12 protein-coding genes and 1 riboswitch are annotated in these 12,207 nt (G+C 34.8%); of the genes, 1 reads left to right on the plus strand and 11 read right to left on the minus strand.

What is annotated here, in order from left to right; genetic code table 11:
- Positions 1-135: 135 nt before the first annotated feature.
- The 9 genes from BUB32_RS10130 to BUB32_RS10170 form a co-directional block, all read right to left on the minus strand.
- On the minus strand, positions 136-822 hold the full coding sequence (locus BUB32_RS10130; RefSeq protein WP_072969281.1) for an anaerobic ribonucleoside-triphosphate reductase activating protein: 687 nt from the start codon (positions 820-822) through the stop codon (positions 136-138).
- A complete protein-coding gene (locus BUB32_RS10135; protein WP_072969282.1) occupies positions 819-2,897 on the minus strand; it encodes a ribonucleoside triphosphate reductase in 2,079 nt (692 codons plus the stop codon). Before BUB32_RS10135 ends, BUB32_RS10130 begins: the two co-directional genes overlap by 4 nt.
- Before the next feature lie 106 nt (positions 2,898-3,003).
- Positions 3,004-3,222, minus strand: a riboswitch (cobalamin riboswitch).
- A 403-nt stretch (positions 3,223-3,625) separates the two neighbouring features.
- Entirely contained in the window at positions 3,626-4,087 is a 462-nt protein-coding gene (locus tag BUB32_RS10140) for a Fur family transcriptional regulator (protein ID WP_072969283.1), read from the minus strand.
- 113 nt (positions 4,088-4,200) lie between these two features.
- Positions 4,201-4,803, minus strand: coding sequence for a DUF1847 domain-containing protein (locus tag BUB32_RS10145; protein WP_072969284.1), 603 nt, complete (start codon positions 4,801-4,803; stop codon positions 4,201-4,203).
- 180 nt (positions 4,804-4,983) lie between these two features.
- The gene (tsaA, locus tag BUB32_RS10150; RefSeq protein WP_072969285.1) at positions 4,984-5,400 is read right to left on the minus strand and encodes a tRNA (N6-threonylcarbamoyladenosine(37)-N6)-methyltransferase TrmO; all 417 of its coding nucleotides are present in this window, start codon (positions 5,398-5,400) and stop codon (positions 4,984-4,986) included.
- Positions 5,401-5,511: 111 nt separating this feature from the next.
- The gene (locus BUB32_RS10155; RefSeq protein ID WP_072969286.1) at positions 5,512-6,264 is read right to left on the minus strand and encodes an ABC transporter ATP-binding protein; all 753 of its coding nucleotides are present in this window, start codon (positions 6,262-6,264) and stop codon (positions 5,512-5,514) included.
- Complete coding sequence (locus BUB32_RS10160) at positions 6,261-7,322, minus strand: FecCD family ABC transporter permease (RefSeq protein ID WP_072969287.1); 1,062 nt, start codon at positions 7,320-7,322, stop codon at positions 6,261-6,263. The genes BUB32_RS10155 and BUB32_RS10160 overlap by 4 nt, the downstream gene beginning before the upstream one ends.
- A gap of 65 nt (positions 7,323-7,387) precedes the next feature.
- On the minus strand, positions 7,388-8,530 hold the full coding sequence (locus tag BUB32_RS10165; protein WP_072969288.1) for an iron ABC transporter substrate-binding protein: 1,143 nt from the start codon (positions 8,528-8,530) through the stop codon (positions 7,388-7,390).
- Positions 8,531-8,777: 247 nt separating this feature from the next.
- Positions 8,778-10,118, minus strand: coding sequence for an FAD-dependent oxidoreductase (locus tag BUB32_RS10170; RefSeq protein WP_042833969.1), 1,341 nt, complete (start codon positions 10,116-10,118; stop codon positions 8,778-8,780).
- 200 nt (positions 10,119-10,318) lie between these two features.
- Here BUB32_RS10170 and hydE point away from each other — a divergent pair, with 200 nt between their 5' ends.
- The gene (gene hydE, locus BUB32_RS10175; RefSeq protein WP_072969289.1) at positions 10,319-11,368 is read left to right on the plus strand and encodes a [FeFe] hydrogenase H-cluster radical SAM maturase HydE; all 1,050 of its coding nucleotides are present in this window, start codon (positions 10,319-10,321) and stop codon (positions 11,366-11,368) included.
- 18 nt (positions 11,369-11,386) lie between these two features.
- Here hydE and BUB32_RS10180 read toward each other — a convergent pair whose 3' ends face one another.
- Together BUB32_RS10180 and BUB32_RS10185 are read right to left on the minus strand one after the other, a co-directional pair.
- Positions 11,387-11,845, minus strand: coding sequence for a 4Fe-4S binding protein (locus BUB32_RS10180; protein ID WP_072969290.1), 459 nt, complete (start codon positions 11,843-11,845; stop codon positions 11,387-11,389).
- Positions 11,846-11,862: 17 nt separating this feature from the next.
- Positions 11,863-12,198 carry a NifB/NifX family molybdenum-iron cluster-binding protein gene (locus tag BUB32_RS10185; RefSeq protein WP_072969291.1) on the minus strand — a complete coding sequence of 112 codons (336 nt, stop codon included), beginning with the start codon at positions 12,196-12,198 and terminating at the stop codon, positions 11,863-11,865.
- Positions 12,199-12,207 lie beyond the last annotated feature (9 nt).

The raw sequence follows: 12,207 nt of genomic DNA on the forward strand, positions 1-12,207 counted from the left end.
TTCTGTGTTGTTTTGTTTTCCATAATCTATTTTATCACAGGGGTTGTCTCTTGTTTTTTTTCACTTAAAAAATCCTACGATAATTTTACACTATCATTTAGTTTTACAAAAATAAAAAAGAGAGAAGCACCTCTCTCATACTCTTATTAATATTTCGCCAAAATTTTCATTCAGTTTTTCTTTTATTTTTTTTAAAAAGTTAACATCACATTCTTGAATTCCACTTTTCTCCTTATCTAATACTCCTTCATCATACTTGTACATTTGTAAAACATACCTTTTCGCAGGAAAAATCCAATCAGCTAAAGCCTTAAAATCTTCTAAAGTAAGTAGTTTATCATTTACAGTAGTTCTAAATTCGTAATCTATATTAGAATTTTTAACTATCTCTACACTTTTTTTAACATTATCTATATCCTTTTTGTTTTTTAAAAATATGCCATATTTTTCTATTGGCGCCTTTATATCCATAGCTATATAATCGAGCAATCTTTCATATAATAAATTTTCTAACACTTGTGGCCTTGATCCATTAGTGTCAAGCTTAACCTCAAAATTTAAGTCCTTTATATTTTTTATAAAATCTTTTAATCCTTTCCAAAGAGTAGGTTCTCCGCCTGTAATACATACTCCTTCTATCAAATTTGCTCTCTTTTTAAGGTAGTCAAAAAACTCCTTTTCACTCCGTATACCTTCCCTTATTTGAATTAAATAAGAGTTATGGCAGTAAGGACACTTAAAATTGCAGCCACTTACAAAAACAGTGGCTGCAATTTTTCCTGGGAAATCAGAAAAAGAAACAGGCATAAAATCGTACATCATATAACAAATTCCTTTCTGTCCTTAAACTCTTTTTTCTTCCCTTCATTCCAATTCTTTACTGGCCTATAATATCCAACTACGCGGCTGTAAACCTCACATTCTTTCCCACAGTAAGGACATTCAAAATGTTCCCCAGAAATATACCCATGGTCTTCACAGATTGAAAAAGTTGGAGTTATAGTGTAATAAGGAATTCTATAATTATAAGCTATTTTTTTGACTAGAGCTTTGCAGGTAGTAACATCATTTATACTCTCTCCAATAAATCCGTGAAATACTGTACCTCCTGTGTATTTTGTTTGTAACTCTTCTTGTAAGTCTAAAGCAGTAAATATATCTTCCGTAAAGTCTACAGGAAGCTGTGTTGAATTTGTATAGTAAGGCACATCGCTACCTGCAGTTATTATATCGGGGAATAATTCTTTATCTTTTTTAGCCAATCTATAGGAAGCTCCTTCTGCAGGGGAGGCTTCTAAATTATACATGAAATTAGATTCTAATTGATATTGTTCTAATTTATGCCTCATAAAATCTAATACTTCAAGTGCAAATTTCCTTCCCTCTTCACTGACTATGCTCATTCCTATGAAATTTAATAGTGCTTCATTCATTCCAATGAGTCCTATCGTGTTAAAATGATTTTGCCAGTAAAATCCAAATCTCTTTTTTATATCTCTTAAGTAAAATTTTGAATAAGGATACAATCCCATTTCAGTCATCTTCTCTAAAATTTCTCTTTTTATTTCAAGGCTTGTTTTTGCAATATCCATAAGTTTTTCTAACCTTTGGAAAAACTCTCCTTTTGATTTGGATAAATATCCAATTCTTGGCATATTTATTGTTACAACTCCTATTGATCCTGTAAGAGGATTCGCTCCAAAAAGCCCTCCCCCACGCTTTCTTAATTCTCTGTTGTCCAACCTCAACCGACAGCACATACTACGCACATCATTTGGATCTAAATCACTATTTACAAAATTACTAAAATAGGGTAAACCATACTTCGCAGTCATTTCCATTATTTTATTTATGACAGAACTATCCCAGTCAAAATTTTTAGTTATATTATAAGTTGGTATTGGAAAAGTAAATATCCTGCCACTGGCATCTCCTTCCATCATAACTTCTGCAAATGCTATATTTAACATGTCCATTTCTTTTTGAAATTCTTTATACGTTTTATCCATCAATTGACCGCCAATTATAACAGGTTCATCTGTCATAATCTCCGGTACCACAAGATCCATAGTTATGTTTGTAAAAGGAGTTTGAAATCCCACTCTAGTTGGAACATTTATGTTAAATATAAACTCCTGTAAAGCCTGTTTGACCTCTTTGTAAGAAAGATTATCGTAATATATAAAAGGTGCTAAATAGGTATCAAAATTAGAAAAAGCTTGTGCACCGGCTGCTTCCCCTTGAAGTGTATAGAAAAAATTTACAATCTGTCCAAGAGCGGACCTAAAGTGCTTTGGAGGTTTGCTTTGAACTTTCCCCTCTACCCCTGTAAATCCAGAAAGCAGTAAATCCCTTAAATCCCATCCACAGCAATACACAGATAAAAGGCCTAAGTCATGAATGTGCAAATCTCCATTTACATGGGCATCTCTAACTTCTGGAGGATATATTTTGTTTAACCAGTAATGAGCTGTTATCGTACTGGAGATATGATTATTTAAACCTTGAAGTGAATAACTCATATTGCTATTTTCATTAACTCTCCAATCTTGTTTCCCTATGTATTCATCCACCATTTTTTCAATGTCCATAAACATTTTTTTAAATTCTCTTATCTCTTGATGCTGTTTTCTGTACAAAATATAGGCCTTTGCCGCTTTAGCATGACCATGCTTTATTAAGTATTGCTCTACAATATCTTGAATCTGCTCTACACTGGCTATTCCTTCTAAATTATTTTCTACGTACTCTGTTACTTCATCTGCTATTTCAAGGGCATCTTTGTATTCCCCTTCTTCCACTGCCTTAAAAGCTTTGTATATAGCATTTACAATCTTTATCTTATCAAACTCAACTTCCCTTCCATCTCTTTTTATAACCTTCATAGCAATTTTCATGATTTTAAACCTCCATTCTTTTGTAAAAATAATTAACCCCCTTAACTTCTACGTCAAGTTAAGAGGTGTACAAAAGTACCTCACCTCCTCTATCAACCGTAGAGCAAGTGTAATACAAATACAGGCAGGTCTCCTGACTTAGGTTCATCACTCTTTACGCCTTCCCACCTTTCAAACATCGGGGACAGTTCCTTTTGTTTGAGCAGACAGTGGCATATTGTAAAGAGCTCACCATCACAGTGGCGGGACCGTGCAGGATTCTCACCTGCTTCCCTTTTAACCCAATTCCCCTTTGAAATTGGGCACCTGTATCTGTGTATATTCTATTTTGCACAAAATCTAGTATATTATTTATTAATACCATCAATATATAGTATACCACTGCTTTCTTGCATTGTCAATATAAAAAATAAAATAGGCAATTATTTTTGCCCATTTCAAACTGTAGACAAACTTTCGTAAAGGAGATATTTTGCAATCGATGCGACTTGTTACAAAGCGGCAACAAAACTTAGCAAGACCGAGGGTGGAGGCAGGGCCGAAGCCACGGATGGCGAAGGCGGGCACCTTAAGGCATGGATGCCGATTGTGCCCGGTACCCTGCCGGAGCTCGAAGGTCGAGCGTTAGTTTTGTCGCTTTTGAACATCGGAGCGACGATGCAAAATATCTCCTTCGAATATTTCTTAACTTTATCAACAAACTGAAATAGACAATTTTTTTGCCTATTTTAAATCATTTTTACAGTCCTTTTACAATTACTGCATATTCCATAAAAATTCAATTCTCCATAATATACTTCAAAGCCATATTTTTTATCTATCATTTTTATATACTTTACCAAATCTGGACTGTAATATTCGTCTATATTACCACAATATTTGCAAATTAAATGAGCGTGAATCTTTTTTTTGTTAAACATTTTAAGTTCATAGTATTTTTTGTTTCCTATTATATTTTCTGATAATATTCCCTTGCCTACCAAAATTCTTAAATTCCTATAAAGAGTTGCTACACCATAATGGGACCATTCTTTCCTAACTTCCTCAAGGAGTGTATCAAAATCAAAATGAATATTAGGGCTCTTCAAAAATACCTCTATCAAAATTTGGCGTTTCTCAGTTATCTTTAAGCCATTTGCTTTCAATGTTTTTATTATTAATGACATCAAATCGTTTTTGTTTTTATCCATCATAGACCACCATATTTTTAACATATGTTCAATTCAAATATACACCTTTTATTGACATATGTCAATAAAAAAAGAGGCTTCATACAAAAAGCCTGATGCCTCTTTCCACTAAATTACACATTAACAGCTTCTAATCCTTTTACAGGACAATGAGCGTATTTTCTGTCCTTTGCCACCAGTGTTGTAACTAGTCCTTTAGAATATTTATTAAAAAGTATATCATGGCCTACGCAAAGACCTATTACTACATTGAGTTCTGTGTTTTCTTGGTTCATTATCTCTGCCTGTGTTATAGGATTGCAAGTAGCAACAAATCCCTCTTTATCTTTTTGAATGTCTATATCTTCTATATCAATAGAACCGACTTTACAACAAACAGGAACAATTTTTAAATCATACTGTTCTAATAATTTTACAAATTGTTTCGCCTCTTTACTCGTAGAATAACAAAATGCAACGCCAATATTTTTAAATCCCATCTGCTTAATAAACTCTATTATTTCTTCAGCTCTACTTCTCAACTCTCCATTTTTCTTTTTAGGAAGAGTATTGGCAAAGTTCATTATTTTATGAACCATTTCATCTTGTTTATATATTGCTACTGATTGTTCTACTATATCCCTTCTTTCAACGGTAGGACAATTTTTGGGAAAATTAGTCTCTCCTTTAGCACAAGGCTTTTTTGGACATACTCCACAAGTATATATTGATTTCATTTAATTCACCTCTTGTATACTGTATACAATATTCGCTAAAAAAATTATAGCATATCCCTCTCCCCTGTGCAAGGGGGTTATTCTTCAAAGCAATCTCTACAGACCTTTTTCCCTTCCTTAAATCTTATCTCATTCTCCACAACATATTGCTACATATTTCACATTATATTAAAGTGTATATTACAATGTATCCTCTGGACCTTCTATGCTGTCAAGTTCATAAACATAAGGCTTTATATCTAGTATAGGACTTCCATCTAAGGCATCCACACCTTTTACATAAAGTTTATTACCTTCCACCTTTACAAGGTCTGCCACACAAAAGGCTATAGGATTGGGTCTATTAGGCGAACGCGTAGCAAAAACTCCCTTTATCTCCGGTCCCCACGGAGTAGCTGTTTTTATCACGTCTCTTCTCCCTAAATGGCACCAGTAAAGAACTATTATGTGCTTCTTCTCTTCTATATTTTGAATTCCTTCCTGAAACTCAGGATATATTTCCAGTATAGCTTCCTCATTCATAACCCTTCCTTGATGAGGAGCTTCCCCTTTTCTTTTATAAGGACTGTGTATCACACCTATAGATATCAATTCCACGTCAATTACCCCTTCCTTTCTGTTAAAGTAGAATAAAAATTCAGACGGGAGGGACAGTTCCTCCTGTCTGAAAACTCAGACGGAAGGAACCGTCCCCCTTGTCTTAAGCTGTTAAAGTGGAATGACAACGGGTACTCCTCGGCAGGTTTCTACTGCAACAGGAATCCCATATACAGCCTCTATGTTTTCTTCAGTCATAACTTCCATTCCACCATAGGTAAAAATGGTATTGTCTTTTAAAAGCAAAAATTTATCTGAAAATCTCAAAGCCAAATTCAAATCGTGAATTATTACAATTGCGGCGATATTCTGCTCTTTTACAGTATCTTTTATAATTTTTAAAACCTCAATCTGGTTTTTTAAATCCAAATTATTCGTAGGCTCATCTAATAGCATAACAACTGGTTGCTGCGCCAAAGCCCGCGCTATAACCACTTTTTGCAATTCTCCACCGCTTAACTCATTTAAGTATCTCAAAGCAAGTTTTTCTAAATCAAACTTTTTTAAAACCTCATTTACAATTTTTATGTCCTTTTCAGTAATGTCCCACTTTATATAGGGCTTTCTCCCCAAAAGCACAGCATCAAATACTGTAAACCGAGCATTTTCATTTTTTTGAGAGACATATCCAATTTTCTTTGCGATTTCCACTCTGCTGAGTTTTGAAACCTCGTATTTTTCAATATATATGGTGCCTTTGTGGGGCTTCAAAATCCTGTTTATACACTTTAAAAGAGTAGACTTCCCAGCTCCATTATTCCCCAAAATAGACAAAACTTCTCCTCTTCCAAGATGAAATTTTACATTTCTTAACACAGGAACGCTGGTGTAACTAAATTCTATACCATCTATGTTTAAAATCACCTTCTATACCCCCTAGAAAGTACATACAGGAAAACCGGGGCACCTAAAAAGGAAGTGATAGCTCCAACGGGCAGAACTATCGGAGATATTATTGTCCTGCCCAGAGTATCTGAAGCAAGAAGTATCAGTGCACCTATTGCAGAAGACGCAGGAATTAAAAACCTGTGGTCTCCTCCAATTAATCTTCTCATTATGTGAGGTCCAACAAGTCCAATAAAGCCTATTATGCCTACAAAAGATGTAATCACTGCAGCAACAAGAGAAGACATAAACATGCCATAAAGCCTTATCTTCTCAACTTCTACGCCTAACCCCTTTGCCGTCTCCTCTCCGCTGTCTAAAGCATTGTAATTCCATCGGTTTAACATAAAATATACAAGTGAAATCCCTACCACAACAGACATTATAGTTAAATCTCTCCAGGAAGCCCTTCCCAAATCGCCAAAAGTCCAGAAAACTATTGAAGCAACTTTTACATCATCTGCAAAGTACTGCAAAATCATTGTAATAGCAGAAAATAAGGACCCAAGTGCAACGCCAGCGAGGACCATCGCTTCAGGTGTAACTCTAAAATTTTTCGCCAGAATAAGCACAACTAGAGTGGAACCCATAGACCCCAAAAAAGCAAAGATGACCACAAGATAGGGGTTGTTTATTATTACAGAATCAGGATTTGTAGTGCTTCCTGCCCCAAATAAGATAATGGCAACTGCCGCTCCAAAAGCTGCACCCTGTGATATGCCTAAAGTAAAAGGTGACGCCAAGGGATTTCTTAATATGCTTTGCGTAACACACCCAGCTACAGAAAGACCTATTCCAGCCACCATCGCCGACAAAACCCTTGGCATCCTTATATTCCACACAATTATCCTGAATCTTTCTTCCCCTTGTCCTACCAAAGTTTTTACCACATCCTTCACACTAAGTCCTGCAGAGCCAGCATTTATGGCATATAAAGCAAGGAGAAAAATTACTAATATGGTAAGAAGTATTATCCATATTTTTCTTCTTATATAACGATTGTAACTTTCAGGTACCGCCTCTAATATCAACTTCAAGACTTCATCCCCTCATCTTTATAATTCCCCCACACAACGTGGGGGAATTTATCTTTGATTATACCCTAAAATTTAATTTTTTCAAAACCGCCATATACTTCTTTCATCTTATCATATAGAATTTTCCCTTTATCTCCAAAAAACTTGCTATATATTTCTGTAGCTTTATTCACAGGATCTATATCGCTAAATTTCTCCGGGTATAATACCTTACCAACCCAATAAGCATCAACCAAAGCAGTATCTATGTTTGTATTGTATTGATTGTAAGGAAGAATTCCATATATGTTGTCGCTTTTAAAAGCCTTTAAGCTTTTATAAAAATCGGGATTTTTCTGATAATCTTGCTTGACCAAATCAAGATTTCCCTCATCAATGAAGATTATATCTGGATTCCAAGCCAATAACTTCTCTTTTTCTATCATTACACTACCTTTTTGCCCTAAAGTATCAGCTACATTTTTAGCATTAACCGCCATAAAAGGGGGATAATTTCCTTGGGTGCTTTCTACACCGTGACCGCCTTTAAATCCTAACGCCCCTACATAAACTGTTGGTTTTTTATCATCAGGAATATCTTTAGTTCTGTCCTGCAAATCCTTTTGTACTCCCTTTATATAATCAACCAGCTCTCTTGCTCTATCCTCTTTCCCTAAAACTTTGCCTATGATCTCTAGGGATGTATATACATCTTCTTCAAAAGTTCCTAATTTGCCATAACTTAAAACAATCACCGGAATGCCTGTTTTTGCTTGTAAGTCATCGGCTTTTGATTTATCCAGCAAAGAAATGACAAAAATTACATCGGGACTTACCTGTACCAACTTTTCCGCATCCGGTGTAGAATCAGGACCTCCCTGCCCAATGGTGGGAAGCTTCGCAAACTCTTCCTGGAAAAGCATATTGTAGGTTCTACCGTTAGCCAATTTTTTGTCTATGTTTTCAACCCCTGCAATTCTGTCAATACCATCAACATAAGTCACAAGCCTTAAAGCTCCAGGACCAATAGCAACTACTTTATGTACAGGAGTCTTTATCTCTACCTGTCTTCCGATTAAATCTGTAACTGTAATTGTTTGAACTGTTTCATTGGAAATTTGGGAAGTTTGAAATTGATTTTGTGAAGCTTTACTACAAGCTGTCAAAGAAATGATAATCACTAACAAAATAGTAACTATCCACTTAAATTTTTTTAATTGTTTTGGCATTAATTATCCCTCCATTAATAAATTTTTATTATTATCAGCCCATGTATAAAGTATACAAGTACATAATGTGGTGTTTGTTGACAAAAGCAAAAATTTTTAAATACCCTATTTTCAAAATTTTGTCTACAGCCTGCAAGTAGCACAACGTGGTGTTACTTTTTTAAAAATTATAACACGAAAAAAGAAAGAAAACAATAGTGATAAAAAAACAGGCCAAATTTGGCCTGTTTTTTCATTCTTAAAATTCTCATATTTTTGACATAGCATCTAAAGCCGCTGAATTTATTGGGTATGACACAGGAGAAGATGTGAGTAATGGATGTGTCGCCACTTGGAAGGTATTTAATTCTGACGCTGTTGTTCCTTTTTGTATCGCAAGACTTAAAATATTTATCATTTCACCAACATTTTCTCCACCTGCTATTTGAGCTCCTAATATAACTCCAGAATATCTAGAAAAAATCAATTTTATCTTCACACTTTTCGTATTAGGCAAAGTTCCAGGATGCTTGTCCATTGTGCTAAATTCTCCGATTACTATATCAAACCCTTCAGCTTTAGCTTGCGTTTCTGTAAGACCTGCAGCAGCAAAAACAGTATTGTATATCTTTGTAGAAAAAGCACTTATTGTGCCTTTATTTTCCCTAACCAATCTTAGTTGAAATACATTTACACCTGCAATTTTTGCTTCATTAGCAGCAATAGAGGCAAGAAGTATAGGTACATTCTTTCTTGTGAAAAAGCATTTCTTTTCTGCACAGTCACCAACAGCAAATATGTCTGGATCATTAGTTCTCATGTATTCATCAACTGTTATTGCTCCTTTTTCATTAAGTTTTATACCTGCAGCTTCAGCTAACTTAGTATTTGGTTTTACGCCCATAGCTAATATGACAACATCAGCTTTTATTTTTTCACCTGTATGCAGTTCTACTTCTTTTACTTTTGTATCCCCTATAAGTTTTGTAACTTTTGTATTTGTTTTTATTGTTATACCATGTTCTTTTAATGTAGCTTCTGCCATATCACTGTATTCAGGGTCAAAGGCTTGCCACAAAAGCTTGTCAGCAACCTCAATTATTGTTACATTTTTGCCAAGAAGTTGCACCTGCTCTGCCATTTCAACACCAATAAATCCGCCTCCAATTACTACAACGTCCTGAGCCTCGTTAATCTTTTGCTGAACAAATTTTAAGTATTCTTCGTCTTTTTTTATTGTAAATACATTTTCTAAGTCATGCCCTGGTATAAAAGTAGGAACTATTGGCAAAGAGCCTGTCGCTAAAATTAGTTTTTTGTAGGAAATTTCTCCACTCTTTTTAGCATTAACTTTTTTGTTTTCCCTATCAATTGAAAGAACTTCATCTATTATTACATCAATACCAGCATTGGTAAGCATTGCATCTGGTATAACATTTTTAGACGTGTCTTTTAATGTTCCAAAAATGTATGGAATACCGCAAGGAACCATTACCCGCTCTCCCATTCTTACAACAGTAACTTTCTTATCTTTGTAAGTTTTTTTAGCAGATAAAGCTGCTAAAATTCCACCCGCACTTCCTCCAATGACCAAAACATCAGTTTCCATCACTTCTATTACCTCCTATATTTTGCATTTTGCTAGATACTACCCCCTACCCTGTAGGGTACCTCTACGTAAATTATAGGATTATAATAAACTTATGTCAATAAAATATCAAAAATTTGTTAAGAAAATAGTTTAACAATTTTATTGATTTTTTATTAACAATTGTTTTATACTAATTAGGGAAAGAGAGAGTGATATTCATGATAAAAGAAAAAGATATTGAGGAATTAATTGAAAAATTAGAAGCACATCACAACATTGATAAAGAAGAACTTGTGACACTTTTAGCTTTAGAAGATCCTTCCAAGATTTATCAAGCTGCGGATAGAGTTAGAAAAAAATATGTAGGAGATGAAGTACATTTAAGAGGTCTTATAGAATTCAGTAACTACTGCAGCAATACTTGTTTTTATTGTGGCCTTCGAGGTCCTAACAGGACAATTAAACGATACAGAATGGAACCCGAGGAAATCTTACAATGTGTAAAATATGGAGCGTCAGTTGGACTAAAAACAATAGTCCTTCAAAGCGGCGAGGATAAATATTTTAAAATAATTACTTTATGTAAAATAATAGAAGAAATTAAAAAATTAGATATTGCAGTAACTTTAAGTATTGGGGAACTTCCCACTAAAGACTACGCTGAATTAAAAAAAGCAGGAGCCGATAGATATCTACTCCGCATTGAAACTACAGACAAAGAGCTTTATCAAAAATTACATCCCGGCATGAGTTATGAAAATCGCGTAAGGTGCCTTATGGATTTAAGAGAATTAGGTTATGAAGTCGGAACAGGAAGCCTTGTAGGCCTCCCGGGACAAACTTTAGAAATGCTGGCGCAAGACCTCATATTCTTTAAAAAAATAGATGCAGATATGCTAGGAATAGGTCCTTTTATACCTTGTGAAAACACACCTTTAGAAGGGGAAAAAGGCGGTAATGTGGAAATTGTATTAAAAATGTTGGCTTTATCAAGACTAATATTGCCTGACATTAACATACCTGCTACTACTGCTTTGGCTGTTAAAGACAAAGCAGGTTATATTAAAGGACTAAAATGTGGAGCTAATGTAATAATGCCAAATATAGGTATAGATGAGTATAAAAAATTATATAAACTTTATCCTGGAAAAGTGCCCGACAATCCATCTGAAGCTGTAAATAACATTGAAAATATCAAAAAGCTTATTTTATCGCAAAATAGGACAATTGGAAAAGATAAAGGCTATCGCAAAAAAATATTAAATTGATATGCGATAGCCTTTTTTCTATGAAATTGCTCCTACAGGGCAAATATCAATACATCTGCCACAGTCTCTGCACTTGTTAGAGTCTATATAGGCAACTCCATCTTTTAACTCTATAGCATTAAAAGGACATATTCTTACACAATTGCCGCATCCAATGCAAGCCGATTCATCCACTTTAGGCTTATGTGGTTTTGTGTATTTGACATTGCTATCTTTCTTTTCTTCTGTTACAGGTCTATTAGCAGTAGGAGAATTACGATAAGTTCCACCATAGCCTGCAACTTTTCTTATCATTGGACCACCGCATACAGGACACCTTAGAGTATAACAAGGTACACCTCTTTGATGAGGCACTTCATGGCCACAGTTTTCACACACACAACTACCATCAGGTCCGAAACCTGCTCCTCTTCCAAAACCACCTCCGCCGCCAAATCCTCCGCCTCTACCTCCAAATTCTCTTCCAAAACCAGGCATAACAATCGTTCCTTTCTTTACAAAAACTTTTTAGAATAAAGTTCTATAGCTTCCTCAACAGTGTCTACATCTTTCGCTACTATAGGAGTTTTATTCCATTCTTCTTTTATTCTCCTTTGGCTCTCCTTACCCATTGCCTTGCCAATAAAAACTTGACAGTCATTTAAAACTTCCATTATCTCATCTGTCTCAGCATGTTTATGTTTATCTCCCCCGTAGGGATTTTCCCTTTCTTCAACTTTTTTGTAGCTATTATTTTCATCTACTTCAAAGATTATAAAATACTTGCTCATGCCAAAATGCTTATCTGATAAATGTATCTTGTCGTTAGAGCCTATTGCTACTTTTATCACAAAAAGTCC

It is taken from the genome of Thermoanaerobacter uzonensis DSM 18761, assembly GCF_900129115.1.
In the GTDB taxonomy this organism is placed as follows: domain Bacteria; phylum Bacillota; class Thermoanaerobacteria; order Thermoanaerobacterales; family Thermoanaerobacteraceae; genus Thermoanaerobacter; species Thermoanaerobacter uzonensis.